Below are 16,737 nucleotides of genomic sequence, written 5' to 3' on the forward strand. Positions count from 1 at the left end.
CATTAAACGAACGTTTAAAAAACACTTCCAAGTCAAAGTCATTTCCATTTATATATCAACGCATTAACCCATCATAAAGATAAAACCCAGCTTTTTATCTCCATCCTTACTCCACAAAAACAAAAAACTTGATATACCTTTGCATTTATTTTACAAACTACAGTAATTTTAATTATTAACCCAAAAACATTAGAAAATGAAGGCAAAAGAGACACTCCAAAGTAAGGAAAAAAAACAAAAAGAGACCCCCTAGAAACGAATGTAAAGCACGGCATATCAGCTCCGAAAGCGGGAGTAGGACGTCCCTCAAGTGGGGAGGTTATAGGAATACTGCCACAATATAGGAAAGAAGTCATTAAAGACATCATCCTATGGAAAAAATCAAGATACTTTATAGAAGAAAAGCCGACAAGCAACAAGGCATTGGCACAATGGGCATACTCACATTTCGACTTCAGAACGCCAGACTATAAAAGACTGTCAGAAAACACTATAATACAAGAGTTCGGTGAAGTGTGGCGGGAAATGAAGGTAGCAGGAGAGATATAGGGAATAAAACAAAAAAGGGCAGAAACCACAAAACTTATTGACAATAATTAAATATAAACAACTTAAGGAATAAACCACTTATCTTTGCCGCCACTTTGGTAAGGATGAAGCCACACCGCCTGCAGATGCCGCTTTCTCAATGAATGCGGCATCTTTTTTATATACAAGCGTACCTCCTGCCAAACTAATACAATTATTAATTTTAAAGACAACAAGATGAGAAAGTCGACAAAGAACGCTTCACTTCACGAAGCACTGAGAAACCTATGGAAAATACGTATCATGCTGGAAAAGAACTACACGGAAACATGCGCCACATGGATGGCCCGACGGATAGAAAGCCTGATAGACCACATGCAATACGGACACGCACTCATAGCCTACCACAAGCAGGACGGGACATTCAGGCTGGCGAAAGCCACCTTACTGCCCTACAAGGCTGACTTCAGAAGAGATTATGACATCACAAGAGTGACAAGCACCATAGCTTTCTGGGATGTGGAACTGCAGGCATGGAAAACTTTCCAGCTGGAGAACTTCCTCGAATGGAGCCCCATATGCTAACCATTAACCATTAATCACTAATCATTAAACACTAAAAACAATGGCCATGATGTACGGGGGAATGCTATACTTCCCCCTCAAAGTAAATCTATTCGAAGAGATAGCAGTGGAACTGGTGGAAGCCAGGTTCGGACTGAAAGGAACGGCGGCGGTAATGAAACTGCTGTGCAAGATACACAAGGAAAACGGATATTACCTGAAATGGAACGCGGAGCAATGCACACTGTTCACAAACAAGGCGGGAAAGGACATCAACGAGCAGGAGATGCAGGGAATCGTGGACATCCTGGTGGAGAAAGCCTTTTTCGACCCCAAAACCTATAAGGAGCAAGGGGTACTGACCTCTACCGAGATACAGAAAATATGGCTGGAAGCCACCAAAAGAAGAAAAAGGGACCTCACCACCCTACCCTATCTGCAGGTAGAGACGGAGGAAGATAAACCGGACAAGGACAAGACTTGCACGCAAAAACGGGAAAATTGCACGCAGGATGCAGACATTTTCCCCGAAAATGCATGCAATTCCAAACAAAGCAAAGAAAGCAAAGTAAAAGAAAGCAAAGCAAAAGAAAGTAGAGCACTTCCCCCTCTTACTCCCCCCGGGGAAAGCGGAGGAGCGCAGGGAAATCCTGATTTAGACATTCCCGGATATGCCTACAACAGGAATACGCACAACCTGGAATGCCTCATGCTGAATCTGGAAAAGCTCTACATCACCGACCGGGAGGAAATCAGGAAGATTCTGAAGTTATCGGACTACGGCAGGCTGGGAAACTACGTCTGGAAAATATTCAATGGGACGAACTGGAACAAGGTGAACAGCAAGGGAGGGTACATCATCTCGGTACTGGCAAGGGAGAAGCGGAGTACGGGAAGCTGATTCCACAGGGCACAAGCTATCAATAACATGTCATGCAGGAAATCAACAACGTGTGATACAAAAAACAAATATCGTGTCGGCAGGATATTAATTCCTTGCCGACACGATATTCATTCCTTCTTCGTCCTTAAAATTGTGACTTATAATTATGCTGATATTCAGCACAAAACCTCTGCAATTCAATAAAAAATGGCTGGAACACAGCAAACAGTTCCTCATCGTGCTCTTCAAGGTATCGAATTGCCTTATCTACGGATATATCAATATGATGATATTCCACCATGATGTTCAAAGACTCTCTTATTCCGTTCAGAGTGGCGTATTTCCGCAAACGGTCGGTCAGGATAAAATGCCAGATAAAACGTTTGAACCGTAGCGGAAGATAGCGGTAATTGATGAGGAGGGAAAGATAGAAAGTCCGGGTATACCTCCTCAAGGAAACTCCGAAGAACGACTCGAAACGGGAAGCCAGCAAATAATCGAAATAAATATCCAGCAATACCCCCGAATACCGTCCGAATTCTGGTTGAAGCCTATGCACCACCTCGCAGACTGCCGGATGACGGTCGGTATAGTCGTCAATAGCGCGGTGAAGCTGAATACCCTTGGCTATATCCGGCGGATAATTCTTATAGGAGCTTCCCTTTACGGCATCGCCTACAAAATTGCCCAACTGTACTTTTCTGTTCGAACCGGAAAGAAATATATGTGCCAGATAGTTCATGACAAAAGATTTACCAGCTCCTTGCAAAGACGCTCCTTCACCTCCTCCATCGGCACTTCATGTCCCAGCTCTTTCTGCAAAGAAGTGACCCCCTTGTCGATGAATCCGCAGGGATTGATATAGCTGAAATAACGTAAATCAGTATTCACATTCAGTGCCAGCCCATGCATGGTAACAAAATGGCTGCTGCGCACGCCGATGGCACAAATCTTACGGGCACGGGGAGTATCGCCCTCCAACCATACGCCCGTTGCCTTCTCCAAGCGTCCGGCGGCGATGCCAAACGAAGCACAAACACGGATTACCGCCTCTTCCAGCAGATGCACATACTCCTTCAACCCCAAAGAAAAGTCCTCAAGGTTCAGAATAGGATAACAGACCAACTGTCCCGGACCATGATACGTAATGTCTCCGCCACGGTCAATATGATAGAGCGTAGCCCCTATCCTGCGCAGTTGTTCTTCTCCCAGCAGCATATTCCCTTCTTTTCCGCTACGCCCCAATGTATAGACATGGGGATGCTCGCAGAGCACAATATGATTGACATAGCACTCTCCTGCCTGCTTGGCGTGTACAAGTGCGTCAAACCATTCCGTCTGCCGGCTCCATGCTCCGGCATAAGGAATCATGTTCCAATCTGATATTTCCAGTTTCATGCAAGCAAATATAGTACTTTTTTGAATTCTAAAAAGAACATTTCATTTTAAAAACAGAATGTCTTCCGTTACTTTTTCCCGGAAAAGAATTACCTTTGTGCGAACTCTAAACGACAAAGCGTATGGAATTTCCTCAAGTCGACCTGCCAGTAGACATGATTGCATGGACTGAAGTAACGGAAGACATTCTAAACATATACAAACAGTCGTGCCGCCTGAAAGCATGCATCTTTGCACTATGCATAGAAGGTTCCATCACGGTATCCATCAATCTGATGGATACGGAAATCAAGCAAGGGGATTTTATTACCCTGCTTCCCGGAACCATCATACAGTTTTACGAACAAAAGGAAAAAGTGTGCCTGGGATTCGTGGGGTTTTCTTCCCATTGCCTCAATGGAGTCAACCTCATCCAGTCTACATTGAGCTCCTTCTCCAACATACTGGAGTATCCGGTACTGGCTGTCAACCCTACCGTCGCCTCCTATTTCAAGGACTATTTTGCCTTATGGGCACGCATCACGACCGGTCCCTATCCTCCCGATACAAAAATGGCTCAAAGCACATTGAACATGCTCCTCAGCGGCATAGACAGAATGTATTGCCACCGTCCGCAGATGCAAAAAGGGAACAAGAGCCGGAAAGAGGAAATATGCCGCGAACTGGTGCAGCTCGTCATCGAAAACTATACCCGCGAACGCCGCGCGCAATTCTATGCCGACAAACTGGGCATCTCCCTGCAACACCTCAGCACCACCGTGAGGCAGGTGACCGGCAGAAATGTATTGGACATCATCGCCCACGTCGTCATCGTAGACGTGAAAGCCAAGCTGAAATCAACCAATATGACCATTCAGGAGATTGCCTATTCCCTGAACTTCCCCAGTGCTTCCTTCTTTGGAAAATACTTCAAGAGGCACATGGGCATGAGTCCGCTGGAGTATAGGAACAGTTGAGAATACAGCCGTCAGAACCTGGAACTCAGACGAAGGCTGCTCAAAGCCACGGATACACAGGAAAGAGCCATGACAGCACCTGCCAGCGCAGGGCTCAGCAGGATGTCATAGACGGGATAGAGTACTCCGGCTGCGACAAAGATACCTACTGTATTATAGATGAAAGCCCAGAACAGATTCCGGTACATGAGGCTCACAGTCTGGCGAGACAACCGGAAAACTTTGGGTAACAGCAGCAGGTCTGAAGTCCTGAGAGTAATCATGGCGGTGTCCATCAACGTATCGGTCCCCTTTCCCATGGCAATGCTTACATCAGCACAGCTCAAGGCTTGCGCATCGTTCACGCCGTCACCTACCATGGCAACCGTTTTACCCTGAAGCTGCAGCTTATGGATGAAATCCTCTTTGTCATCGGGCATGGCATCGGCCACAAAACGCATGATACCCAAACTGCCGGCCACGGAAGAAGCTGTACGCTCACCGTCTCCCGTAAGCATGCATATCTCGATGTCCTGGGTACGCAGTTCCCGGATAGCTTCCATAGAAGTCACCCGCAACTGGTCCTTGATGGCAATAACGGCAAGTAAATCGTTCTCACGCCCAAAGTAGACAATACTGTTTCCGTCCGATTCATATTGTGTCAGCATATCGGCCAGGATATCCGACAAATTGGCTTGATAATCTTTCAGCAGTTTATGGCTTCCTACCCAATATTCCGCACCTTGATAGGCCACTCTGACACCTTTTCCGGTAATGTTTTCAAAACCGTCCAGGTGGGCAGGGATAACCTGCTCCTCCCCTTCCAGGGCCGTAACGATTGCTTCTGCCAGAGGATGGTCCGAAGTAGACTCGGCAGCAAGCAGTACATCTTTATAATGCTCCTCCTGCCCTTGCGCCCACAGCCAGCCTATTACCGTAGGATGTCCTTCTGTCAGGGTCCCGGTCTTGTCGAATACCACCACATCCACATTGCGCATCTGCTCTAAAGCGGAAGTGTCCCTGATTAGGATATGATTGCGGGCAGCTTTATTGAGGCCCGCCGCCAAAGCTACTGGAGTGGCCAGCCCTACCGCACACGGACAAGCCACCACCAATACGGACAAAGCGGCAAACAGACCGTGTGACACTACATCTATGCCTCCGAAGAACACCCATATAAAAAAGGTCAGCAGGGAAATGATGAGAATGACCGGGACAAAAAGCTCGGCAACACGGTCGTCAATGCGTTGCTTCTCCGGCAGTACGCGGGCTGCGTTATGCTGCCAGCCTCCCAACCGGCGGATAGCTGCCGACACAGTTCTCCGGGCACGTTCCTCCATAAACTCGCCGGTCAGGGAAAAGGCGATGATGACGGCGGCAACCCCATAATAGACATGCGGTTCCAGCCCGATGCCCAGCCAATAATCCGGGAAGAAAGTGTTGAACACACTGAACAGAAAAGCCACAGAGGTGGTAAGTGCCACCAGACGGTCTATATTGTTGCGGCCCGACCGGGTTCCCTTCCAGGCACCGGCATAAAAAGGAGCGCCGAAAAACAGTAGTACCGGAATTGCCAGTACCATCTGTATTTCACGGGTATAGGGTATATGCACAAAGACTGTAGAAAACAGTATCAGCACGATGGCAAAAAGCCATGCACCGACGACGCGCAATCCCGTGCTGTGCATATCCAGCACGGGATGTGCCTTAGTAATTATATTGCTCATTCGATTTATTTTTTAGATGGTTGTTGTTCCGCTTTAATAAAGCAACAACTGGAATGAGCAGTTTGTTCAATTACTTCTTATCGTCCTGCTTGGTTTCCTTGACAAACTCCGCTTCATAATGGAACTTTTGGAAACCTTCTTTCAACTTTTCCACATTGGTCTTGTCGGCATCATACGTGATGGTTACCGTCTTTGTCTTCAGGTCTGTGTGGAAGTCCTTCAGTCCCTTCTCAAAACGGATATTATTGTTTATCTTCCTTACACAGTTCTCACACTTCATCTGTGCTACCTTGAACACGGCTGTACGGATGTCTTTCGCCATTGCGGCAGATGCACAGAAGAGTACAACCGCCAAAGTCATTAAAAATCTTCTTGTTTTCATTGTTTCGCTATTGATTTAATAAATAATATTATATTCTCGGCAAGTTAAAACGGACACCTACATAGGCTTTTGCCCCATGCATCGGTCCCCACACCATCGTAGCGTCAAAATTGCTTCCCCAGGGGTTGGAAGCGTCGATGATGGGGTTCTTCTGCTTGAAGTTCGTCAGATTCTCGCCACCGACGTATATAGACCAGCGGCGAAAATAACGTGTCACCTGGGCACTCAACTGCTCGAAGCCGCCATAATGCCTTTCCCACGACCAGTTGCCGTCTGTCAGTTCGTATGGAGCCGGCATGCGCCCGCCACCATTCAGTTGCAAAGTTACATCAAACTGCCACAATCCCAAAGGTGTCTGATAGGAAGCCGTCAGCAAACCTTTATATTTGCTGGTAAGGGGTTTCTCCATCAGCTCTCCGTTGTAATTCGTCTTGGCATCCGTCCAACGGTAAGCCGCGGTAAAGGTGAAACCCGGGAAGAACGGATAGCTTGCCTCCACCTGCACTACCTGCGAATAGGAACGGCCGTGAAGGTTGTAGAACAGAACGGCATGCGGGTCCGTATCCATGTCTACCACCACCTGCTTGCTGAAATCCGTGTAATAGTATTCCGCATTCAGGTTCAAGGTTTTGCCGAACAAGGGAATATAGGCGGAAGTGCTTGCGCCATAGTTCCAGGCCTCATCCTGGTCAAGACGTTTGGCGATGTCTATCCGGCGGCTACTTGCCAGCAGATAGTTATTCTCGGCCAGCACATGGTTCGTGCGGTATCCTTTTCCTGCCGAAAGACGGAAATGTACATACTCGTTGGGATTGTACTTCACATGGAAACGCGGGGTGACGAAATAGCCGTACTCGCTGCTATGGTCGCCGCGGATGCCACCCATCAGCACCAGTTTATCGTCCCAGTTGTAGGTGTACTGCACGTAGGCGCCGGGGACGGCTTCTTTGGTGAATTTCTTCGTCAAAGGCTGTGCGGCGTCATTGTCCAGGCGGTAGTGCTGGTCGTAGGAGTCATAGTTGAAGCTCAGTCCGGCAGAAAGACTTTGACGCTTGGTCAGTTCCGTCTCGAACAGCAAGGAGGCATAAGCGTTGTGCTGGTCCACATCGTAGATTTTCCGTCCGTACAAGGCATCCTGCTTGTGCAGGGAGCCGGAGAGAATCAATGCCAGGTTAGTGTTCTTCTCCTTGTTGAATATATAGGCGTTCTTGGTGAAAGCTTCGTAGCGGTCGGTGCCTATACTTATCTTATAAGGGTCTGTCAGAGGCATTTTGCCATGACCGACTTGTCCGCTGTTGCGGTCTTCCGTAAGCACTTTGATGCCTGCTTGGAAAACGTAGCGGTCGCCCATGTATGCCCAGCGGTTCCAGAGGTTGTACTGCTCCACGCGGGGGATGTCGGCAAAGCCGTCGTCGTTGCTGTCGTGAGCTTTGGTCTCATTCTCGTAATGCGCCAGCAAAGAGGTGCTCCAGCGTTTGGAGAGTTTCACCGTGGCATCGGCATTGGCTTCATAACGGTTGGTACTGCTGGCAAAGAGATTGGCGGAGAACCAATCGGCCTCGGGCAACTGGGGTTTCTTGAATTCCACATTGATTTGTCCCGTGATGGCCTCATAGCCGTTCTTCACGGACGAACTGCCCTTGCTCACCTGAATACTCTGCATCCATGGCCCGGGTACATAACCCAGTCCGTAGGGGGCGGCAGAGCCGCGGTAGTTGGGGATATTCTCCGTCATCATCTGCACATACGTACCGGACAAGCCGAGAAGCTTGATTTGCTTGGCACCGGTGGCGGCGTCAGAGTAAGTGACGTCCACCGAGGGATTAGTCACAAAACTCTCTCCCAAATTACAGCAAGCGGCACGGCTCAACTCGGCGCTGCTTATCATATCTTCGTTCATCACACTGTTACGCAGCTTCATGGTGCCCAACTTACGGCTGACCACATTCACCTCGCTCAGTTCCACCCCTTCGCGCAAGACAATGTCGAGCGTCTCATTGCGGTTACTAACGTGTATCGTATCGTTCTCAAAACCGATAAAGCTGACTACAAGCATATGCTTGTCATTGGGTTTGGACAAGGAGAAAGTACCGTCCACCGAAGTGGTGGTGCCTTGAGTAGTTCCCTGCCAGAAGAGGTTGGCACCCGCAATCGGGTCGCCCAAATTATCCTTTACCGTTCCCTTTACCTGCGCCTGCAAGGCGGTGAAAGAGAACAGAAGGATGGCTATCAAACTATATTTCATTTCTGTTTTATACTTAAAGAAGTGATTAAAAAACAAACAGTTCCCTCCGGACAATTCATGTCATTGCCCCGTATAAAACAACACTAAATGAGAAGCGTGGAATAGAGCGCCAGATAATGACGCGAGCCGACGACATATGGCGGTGCCCCGAAATGCACTTCCGGAGTACAGGCCACTTGCGGCAAGGAGTAATCAAACAACGGCAGTTGCTCACAAAACAATGTAAGGGATGGCACGAACGAAGCAGACTCGTGTGCATACTTCACGAAATCCACCTTGTAGTAGACGGCTGTACAACCGGTATCCTTGCACGTTTGCCGTGAGGCACGATGTGTATTATGGCATTTGGAACAGCCGGAAGTGCAGCAGCTTTGCGTCGTCTCGCATCCGGCACAGCAATACTGAACTACAGAAATCCCCACTCCGCTTATAATGATAAGGGAGGAAAAGAGTACAGCCAGTATGTAACGGAGTTCCTTCATAAGCGTTGCAAAGATAGAAAGTTTTAACCGTTTGCCGGAATTAATTTTTCCTTTTTTATGTGTGCAGTTCGTTAATAAGTTCTATATTTGTCGATAAAGTTTTTTGATTGATATGTTGATTTATAAACGAAATTCAATATGAAAAAGCAAACTGTCAGCCTACTTGTCCTTCTGCTTGCGGCAAGCGGCTTTTTCTTTTCCTGCGGTAACACCGTGAACAAAAACGCATACGCGTTGGAGTTCGACAGTATACAAGTAAACGAAACCGTACATCTCTTCGGAGACACAGCCAAGCCGGCCTGCAACCTCATCCTCAACTTTGCCTACGCCAGCCAGTCATCCGACGTAAGGCTGAAAGACAGTCTGAACACCTTCTTCCTCTCTGCCTGCTTCGGCGACAAGTACATGGCGATGACACCCGAAGAAGCTGTCAAGAAATATACGGAGAAATATGTCAGCGACTACCGCAATGACCTGGAGCCGATGTACAAAAAGGATGAGCAGGACAAGGAGGACGAAGAAAGCATAGGAGCTTGGTATTCCTATTATAAAGGAATCGAAAGCCATGTGCAGTTGTGCAATACCTTGATACTGACCTACCGTATAGATTACAACGAATATACCGGCGGCGCACACGGCATCTATATGTCCACCTTCCTCAACCTCGACCTAAAGACCCTAAGCCCCATCCGCCTGGATGACCTCTTTGAAGGCGACTATAAGGAAGCGCTGACCGACTTGCTTTGGAAACAGCTGATGGCAGACAACAACGTCAGCACCCGCCAAGAGCTGGAGGACATGGGCTACGCCACCACCGGCGATCTGGAGCCCATCGAGAATTTCTACCTGGACCCAACGGGAATCACCTTCTATTATAATGTATATGAAATTGCCCCATACGTAATGGGAGCAACCAAAATCACGTTGTCTTATGAGGACATAGCTCCTCTGATGAACGGTAAATTCATTGTATTAAGCAGCGCTATAAAAACAGACGGCGAATAGGAACTGTAATCAATTGTCTATCAATATAAAATTCACAATGGATTTAATACTCAAATATTTCCCGGACCTGACGGAAGAACAGAAATGGCAGTTTGCCGCACTCTACGACCTCTATCTGGACTGGAACTCTAAGATTAATGTCATTTCACGCAAAGATATAGAGAACTTGTACGAACACCATGTGCTGCATTCTCTGGGCATAGCCAAGGTAATCCACTTCAGGCCGGGGACACAGATTATGGACCTCGGCACGGGAGGAGGCTTTCCGGGAATCCCGCTTGCCATCCTTTTCCCCGAAGTACACTTCCATCTGGTGGACAGCATCGGAAAGAAAGTACGCGTAGCCTCCGAAATAGCCAACAGCATCGGGCTGAAAAACGTCACCTTCCGTCATGCCCGCGCAGAAGAGGAAAAAGGGAAGTTCGACTTTGTGGTGAGCCGTGCCGTGATGCCACTGACAGACCTACTGAAGATTATCCGCAAGAACATCTCCTCCAAACAGCAGAATGCATTGCCCAACGGACTGATTTGCCTCAAGGGGGGCGAATTGGGAAACGAAACCATGCCCGTCAAGAACAAGACTACGCTGTGGGACCTGAAGGAGTTCTTTGAAGAGGAGTTCTTCGAGACAAAGAAAGTAGTATATGTAGGGGGATAAATCTAAATACATAATATGAAAATAAAGAGATTTGAGTTTAATATGTTCCCGGAGAACTGTTATGTGCTTTGGGACGAAACCAATGAAGCGGTCGTCATTGACCCGGGCTGTTTTTATGAAGAAGAAAAGCAGGCCTTGAAAAACTTCATCACCAAGAATGGGCTGAATGTGAAACATCTGCTGAATACCCATCTGCATCTGGACCATATCTTCGGCAATCCTTTCATGCTGAAAGAGTTCGGATTGAAGGCTGAAGCCAACCAGGCCGATGAGTTCTGGATTGACGAAGCGCCGAAACAAAGCCGCATGTTCGGCTTCCAACTGCAGGAAGCCCCCGTGCCTCTGGGCACTTATCTGCACGATGGAGACATCATCACCTTCGGCAATACGGAACTGGAAGCCATCCATGTGCCGGGACACTCGCCGGGCAGCCTGGTGTACTATTGCGCGGCAGACCACTGCATGTTCTCGGGGGATGTGCTGTTTCAAGGCAGCATCGGCCGTGCCGACCTTGCCGGCGGCAACTTCGACGAACTGATAGAGCATATTTGCAGCCGTCTGTTCATCCTGCCTAACGACACGATTGTCTATCCCGGACACGGAGCACCGACTACCATAGGAATAGAAAAAGCGGAGAATCCGTTCTTCCGGTAAATATACAGCAAACTTTTAAATCATTACAGCCATGAAAAACGACCTATTGGCCTACCGCCACATCGGCATCAGCGAAAAAGACGAGGAGAAGATGCTCCAAAAAATAGGAGTGAAAAGCCTGGACGAGCTGATTGATAAAACCATTCCTGCCAACATCCGCCTGAAAGAACCGCTGGCTCTGCCCAAGACAATGACGGAGTATGAATTCGGACAGCACATTGCAGGACTGGCTGCCAAAAACAAACTTTACACAACCTATATCGGTATGGGATGGTACAATACCATCACTCCTGCCGTTATCCAACGGAATGTATTCGAGAACCCCGTTTGGTACACTTCCTATACCCCCTATCAGACCGAAGTCTCACAAGGACGCCTGGAAGCCCTGATGAACTTCCAGACTGCCGTATGCGACCTCACCGGCATGCCCCTTGCCAACTGCTCCCTGCTGGATGAAGCGACTGCCGCAGCCGAAGCCGTGACGATGATGTACGCCCTGCGTCCGCGCGACATGCAGAAATCGGGTGCTAACGTGGTATTTGTAGACGAAGCCGTCTTCCCGCAGACACTGGCGGTAATGACTACCCGCGCCATTCCGCAAGGTATCGAGCTGCGTATAGGAAAATACCATGAAATGGAATTCACGCCGGACATCTTCGCCTGCGTACTGCAATATCCCAACGCCGCCGGCAACGTGGAAGATTATCGCGCCTTCGTGGAAAAAGCCCATGCGGCCAACTGCAAAGTGGCCGTTGCCGCCGACATTCTGAGCCTCGCCCTGCTCACCCCTCCGGGAGAATGGGGAGCTGACATCGTCTTCGGAACTACACAACGGCTCGGTACACCGATGTTCTACGGTGGGCCGTCGGCAGCCTACTTTGCCACCCGCGACGAGTACAAGCGCAATATGCCGGGACGCATCATCGGCTGGTCGAAAGACAAATACGGCAAGCTGTGCTACCGCATGGCGCTGCAAACCCGCGAGCAACATATCAAGCGTGAAAAGGCGACTTCCAACATCTGTACCGCGCAGGCACTGCTGGCTACAATGGCAGGATTCTATGCCGTATATCACGGTCCGGAAGGCATCCGCACCATTGCAGAACGCATCCACAGCATTGCCGTATTCTTGGAAAAGAGCATCAACAGACTGGGATACAAGCAGGTCAATGTACAATATTTCGACACGCTCCGCTTTGCACTGCCCGACACCATTTCGGCACAGCAGATACGTACCATCGCCTTGAGCAAGGAAGTGAACCTGCGTTATTTCAAGAATGGGGACGTAGGTATGAGCATCGATGAGACTACGGACATCACTGCCGTCAACGTACTGCTCTCCATCTTTGCCATTGCCGCCGGAAGGGATTGGGAAAAGGCAAGCGACGTACCCATGGCAAGCAGCATCAGCGCGGAGATGAAACGCCAAAGCACCTATCTGACACATGAAGTATTCAACAAATACCATACGGAAACGGAGATGATGCGCTACATCAAGCGTCTCGACCGCAAGGACATCTCACTGGCACACTCCATGATTTCCCTCGGCTCGTGCACCATGAAGCTGAACGCTGCCGCAGAGATGCTTCCGCTCAGCCGTCCGGAATTCATGAACATGCATCCCCTGGTGCCCGAGGACCAGGCCGAAGGTTACCGCGAACTGATAAGCAACCTCAGTGAAGAGCTGAAAATAATTACCGGCTTTGCCGGCGTCAGCCTGCAACCAAACTCCGGTGCGGCAGGCGAATATGCCGGACTCCGCGTCATCCGCGCCTATCTGGAAAGCATCGGGCAAGGACACCGCAACAAGGTGCTGATACCGGCATCCGCACACGGCACCAACCCGGCATCCGCCATCCAAGCTGGCTTCACCACCGTGACCTGCGCCTGCGATGCACAAGGCAATGTGGATATGGCCGACTTGCGTGCCAAAGCGGAAGAAAACAAGGATGACCTCGCCGCCCTGATGATTACCTACCCTTCCACACACGGTATCTTTGAAACGGAAATAGTGGAAATCTGCCACATCATACATGCCTGCGGTGCGCAGGTATATATGGACGGCGCCAATATGAATGCCCAAGTAGGCTTGACGAATCCCGGCTTTATCGGTGCGGACGTCTGCCACTTGAATCTGCACAAGACGTTCGCCTCTCCTCACGGCGGCGGCGGACCGGGCGTAGGCCCCATCTGCGTGGCAGAGCATCTGGTTCCGTTCCTTCCGGGACACAAATTGTTCGGCAATGCAGCCAACCAGGTGTCCGGAGCTCCCTTCGGCAGCGCAGGTATCCTGCCCATCACTTACGGCTACATCCGCATGATGGGAACGGAAGGACTGACACGGGCCACGAAGATAGCTATCCTCAGCGCCAACTATCTGGCAGCCTGCCTCAAGGATACGTACGGCATTGTTTACCGCGGTGCTACCGGCTTCGTGGGACACGAAATGATATTGGAATGCCGCAAGGTGCACGAAGAGACGGGCATCAGTGAAAACGACATCGCCAAACGTCTGATGGACTACGGCTATCATGCCCCCACCCTCTCCTTCCCGGTACACGGCACACTGATGATTGAACCGACGGAGAGCGAAAGCCTTGCCGAACTGGATAACTTCGTGCAGGTGATGCTGACCATCTGGGACGAGATTCAAGAAGTGAAGAACGGCGAAGCCGACAAGACGGACAACGTGCTGGTGAATGCCCCGCACCCCGAATACGAAGTGGTAGCCGACACGTGGGAGCACAGCTATACCCGCCAAAAGGCAGCCTACCCGATAGAAAGCGTGCGCGAAAACAAGTTCTGGGTGAACGTGGCACGTGTAGACAACACGTTGGGAGACCGTAAACTGTTGCCCACATGCTATGGATGCTTCGACTGATGAAAAGAAAGCGTAACGGACTATTTTATAGTAAAAAAGAAGAAACCATCAATTCCATCTCCCATGGCATCGGCATTGCCATGGGAGTAATTGTAAGTACACTATTCCTGATAAAATGCTACCAAGTACAGAATCTTTGGGCAGCATTCGGTGTATGGCTCTATCTGTTCGGTATGGGCGGCTCCTATCTTGCCTCCACACTCTACCACTCCCTGAAACATCATAATCCGTGGAAACGGCGCTTGCGGCATTGGGACCATGCGGCCATCTATTGGCACATTGCAGGCAGTTACTCCCCCATCACGCTCATTGCATTGAGAGAGGACGGCGGTTGGGGATGGGAACTTTTCGGCTTCGTCTGGCTATGCGCCATCATCGGCACTGTTGTCAGCTTCCGCAAGATGGAGGAGCACAGTTACGTGGAAACAGTGTGTTACATCCTGATGGGACTGTCCGTACTGGTAGTATTCAAGCAGCTTTTCGCCTTCTCCCCTACAGCCTGCTACTGGATTATTGCCGAAGGAGTATGCTACATCACGGGAGCTGCTTTCTACTCCTTGCGCAAGGCACGGTACATGCATTCGATTTTCCATTTCTTTGTATTGGGCGGTTCAGCCTGCCACATGGTGGCTGTATGGGACATACTGGTGAAGATGCTGTAAGCAAACGGCAAGCGCACAACCGCTAAAAGAAGTTAATAAGTATCTCTTTCCCTTGCTTTTCTCCATAACTTACCCTACGTTTGCAGTGTTGTACATCAGTACAACACTAATAAAGTTATGATAACGATAGAGAACACAAGCTACGGATACAAGTCCAATCCACTTATTTTCAACAATATATCTTTGGAAATAGGAAACGGTATATATGGACTTCTGGGAGAAAACGGCGTAGGCAAAACGACGCTGATGCATCTCATCTGCGGACTACTCTTTCCCAAAAACGGAAAGTGCAGCATAGACGGAAGAAACACGGCGGAGAGACAGCCCGAAGGGTTGAACCGTTACTTCTTCCTGCCCGAAGAGATGCAGATGCCAACCGAGAGTATCGTCAGCTTCGCTGCACGCCATTCCGTATTCTATCCACATTTCAATCAGGAAGAATTCGACCTGAACCTGGAAGAGCTGAAAATCGACCGGAAACAGAAACTCTCTTCCGTCTCCTACGGACAACAGAAGAAGGCAATGCTGGCATACGCCTTTGCCCTGCATACTCCATACACCCTACTCGACGAACCGACAAACGGGCTGGACATCACCTCTCGCCAAGCCTTGAAGCGTATCATCAGCCGCAGCATGGACGATGAAAGCACGCTGCTCATCTCCACCCATCAGGCACACGACTTCGAGAACCTGCTGGACCATCTCGTCATCCTTGGCAAAGGCGAAATATTACTGAACCGTTCGCTGGACGAAATCAGCAACCGGCTTCTCTTTGCCCGTACGGACATTCTGCCGGAAGAAAGCATCTACAGCGAAGAGAATCTATCGGGTTATTTCTCCATCATTCCCAACGAGGACGGAGAGGAGAACACACCGGACATCGAGCTGCTGTATAAAGCGGTGCTGCAACAACCGGAAAAGATACAGAGCATGTTTCAATGAAAATCCATCATACAAACAGAACTATGAACGCAACTTTTAATCTGAAACGCTTCCTGCTACTGGAACAATATAAAAGGAATGAGACCGGCAGACACCTGCTTTGGTCGGCAGCCGTCGTATCGTTCATCTGCATCCTGTGCATTCTCTACGACATAAACCGCGGTGGAAGTTACTACGGCAAACAGACCTCTGCCACCGAATTCTCCCGCTACGTACTATGTTTTATCCTCATGGCCCCCTGCCTGCTGGAAACAAAATTCAGCAAACGCAGCTCCACTCTCGATATACTGCTGCCGGCATCGGCATTCGAGAAGTTCCTGCATATCTGGATAAAATACCTGCTGCTGCTTCCCCTATTCTGCAGCCTGCTGATAGCCTGCCTCAAAGGTCTGCTGTCCTTAAGCGGCAGCGAGTTCCTGCAGTATTTCGCAACGTACATCACGATGTTCCGGATACACAACACCCAGATACTGACCTATGTAATCCTGCATGCTTCCGCCTTCATCGGCTACTTCGCCTTCAGCCGGCAAGTCCTGCTGAAAAGCTTTACCATCTTTGTAGGCTCCATTGCCGTCTGCATAGGAATTGTAACTTTTGTGGCCTCCCTCATGCCCGAAGCCAGAGCGGACGGATATTGGATGGATAACATTGCCACATGGCCCAACACCAACTATCCGTTGTCGGCCGGTGCACAAGCCATCGTGACTTTCTGCAATTATGCGGCTCCCATCAGTGTGCTGCTCGGTTCATGGGTATCGAGCTACTTCCTGCTCAAAGAAAAACAACTGTAG

Annotated in this window: 16 protein-coding genes; 10 read left to right on the forward strand and 6 right to left on the reverse strand. The window is 49.4% G+C overall.

Annotation, left to right across the window (positions count from 1 at the left end; genetic code table 11):
- Nucleotides 1-765: 765 nt before the first annotated feature.
- Nucleotides 766-1,113 carry an SH3 beta-barrel fold-containing protein gene (locus DWZ67_RS08490; RefSeq protein ID WP_022401485.1) on the forward strand — a complete coding sequence of 116 codons (348 nt, stop codon included), beginning with the start codon at nucleotides 766-768 and terminating at the stop codon, nucleotides 1,111-1,113.
- 40 nt (nucleotides 1,114-1,153) lie between these two features.
- The gene (locus DWZ67_RS08495; RefSeq protein WP_120138583.1) at nucleotides 1,154-1,993 is read left to right on the forward strand and encodes a DUF4373 domain-containing protein; all 840 of its coding nucleotides are present in this window, start codon (nucleotides 1,154-1,156) and stop codon (nucleotides 1,991-1,993) included.
- Nucleotides 1,994-2,120: 127 nt separating this feature from the next.
- On the opposite strand, the gene DWZ67_RS08500 is transcribed toward DWZ67_RS08495, so the two are convergent.
- Together DWZ67_RS08500 and lipB are read right to left on the reverse strand one after the other, a co-directional pair.
- Nucleotides 2,121-2,717, reverse strand: coding sequence for an ACP phosphodiesterase (locus tag DWZ67_RS08500; protein WP_120138585.1), 597 nt, complete (start codon nucleotides 2,715-2,717; stop codon nucleotides 2,121-2,123).
- Nucleotides 2,714-3,385 (reverse strand): lipoyl(octanoyl) transferase LipB, encoded by a 672-nt coding sequence (gene lipB / locus DWZ67_RS08505; RefSeq protein ID WP_255343538.1) that lies wholly within the window; start codon nucleotides 3,383-3,385, stop codon nucleotides 2,714-2,716. The genes DWZ67_RS08500 and lipB overlap by 4 nt, the downstream gene beginning before the upstream one ends.
- A gap of 110 nt (nucleotides 3,386-3,495) precedes the next feature.
- Here lipB and DWZ67_RS08510 point away from each other — a divergent pair, with 110 nt between their 5' ends.
- Nucleotides 3,496-4,329, forward strand: a complete 834-nt coding sequence (locus DWZ67_RS08510; RefSeq protein WP_005828170.1) for an AraC family transcriptional regulator — start codon at nucleotides 3,496-3,498, stop codon at nucleotides 4,327-4,329.
- Between the two features lie 11 nt (nucleotides 4,330-4,340).
- Here the strand turns inward: DWZ67_RS08510 and DWZ67_RS08515 are convergent, their stop codons facing one another.
- From DWZ67_RS08515 to DWZ67_RS08530, 4 genes are all read right to left on the reverse strand, one after another.
- The gene (locus tag DWZ67_RS08515) at nucleotides 4,341-6,035 is read right to left on the reverse strand and encodes a heavy metal translocating P-type ATPase (RefSeq protein ID WP_120138587.1); all 1,695 of its coding nucleotides are present in this window, start codon (nucleotides 6,033-6,035) and stop codon (nucleotides 4,341-4,343) included.
- 70 nt (nucleotides 6,036-6,105) lie between these two features.
- A complete protein-coding gene (locus tag DWZ67_RS08520) occupies nucleotides 6,106-6,417 on the reverse strand; it encodes a heavy-metal-associated domain-containing protein (RefSeq protein WP_035457917.1) in 312 nt (103 codons plus the stop codon).
- Between the two features lie 28 nt (nucleotides 6,418-6,445).
- A complete protein-coding gene (locus tag DWZ67_RS08525) occupies nucleotides 6,446-8,662 on the reverse strand; it encodes a TonB-dependent receptor domain-containing protein (protein ID WP_087332569.1) in 2,217 nt (738 codons plus the stop codon).
- Nucleotides 8,663-8,745: 83 nt separating this feature from the next.
- Complete coding sequence (locus tag DWZ67_RS08530; RefSeq protein ID WP_016273527.1) at nucleotides 8,746-9,144, reverse strand: hypothetical protein; 399 nt, start codon at nucleotides 9,142-9,144, stop codon at nucleotides 8,746-8,748.
- A 138-nt stretch (nucleotides 9,145-9,282) separates the two neighbouring features.
- Here DWZ67_RS08530 and DWZ67_RS08535 point away from each other — a divergent pair, with 138 nt between their 5' ends.
- From DWZ67_RS08535 to DWZ67_RS08565, 7 genes are all read left to right on the forward strand, one after another.
- Nucleotides 9,283-10,149, forward strand: coding sequence for a DUF3298 and DUF4163 domain-containing protein (locus DWZ67_RS08535; RefSeq protein WP_016273526.1), 867 nt, complete (start codon nucleotides 9,283-9,285; stop codon nucleotides 10,147-10,149).
- A gap of 37 nt (nucleotides 10,150-10,186) precedes the next feature.
- Complete coding sequence (gene rsmG, locus DWZ67_RS08540) at nucleotides 10,187-10,807, forward strand: 16S rRNA (guanine(527)-N(7))-methyltransferase RsmG (RefSeq protein WP_120138690.1); 621 nt, start codon at nucleotides 10,187-10,189, stop codon at nucleotides 10,805-10,807.
- A 15-nt stretch (nucleotides 10,808-10,822) separates the two neighbouring features.
- On the forward strand, nucleotides 10,823-11,461 hold the full coding sequence (locus tag DWZ67_RS08545) for an MBL fold metallo-hydrolase (protein ID WP_117879015.1): 639 nt from the start codon (nucleotides 10,823-10,825) through the stop codon (nucleotides 11,459-11,461).
- 31 nt (nucleotides 11,462-11,492) lie between these two features.
- Nucleotides 11,493-14,342: an aminomethyl-transferring glycine dehydrogenase gene (gcvP, locus tag DWZ67_RS08550; RefSeq protein WP_120138589.1), complete on the forward strand. Its 2,850-nt coding sequence runs from the start codon at nucleotides 11,493-11,495 to the stop codon at nucleotides 14,340-14,342.
- A complete protein-coding gene (gene trhA / locus DWZ67_RS08555) occupies nucleotides 14,342-15,004 on the forward strand; it encodes a PAQR family membrane homeostasis protein TrhA (protein ID WP_243635141.1) in 663 nt (220 codons plus the stop codon). The genes gcvP and trhA overlap by 1 nt, the downstream gene beginning before the upstream one ends.
- A 117-nt stretch (nucleotides 15,005-15,121) precedes the next feature.
- Nucleotides 15,122-15,946: an ABC transporter ATP-binding protein gene (locus tag DWZ67_RS08560; RefSeq protein WP_120138593.1), complete on the forward strand. Its 825-nt coding sequence runs from the start codon at nucleotides 15,122-15,124 to the stop codon at nucleotides 15,944-15,946.
- Entirely contained in the window at nucleotides 15,943-16,737 is a 795-nt protein-coding gene (locus DWZ67_RS08565) for a hypothetical protein (protein WP_120138595.1), read from the forward strand. The genes DWZ67_RS08560 and DWZ67_RS08565 overlap by 4 nt, the downstream gene beginning before the upstream one ends.

The organism is Bacteroides sp. AF34-31BH (genome assembly GCF_003602795.1).
Classification (GTDB): domain Bacteria; phylum Bacteroidota; class Bacteroidia; order Bacteroidales; family Bacteroidaceae; genus Bacteroides; species Bacteroides uniformis.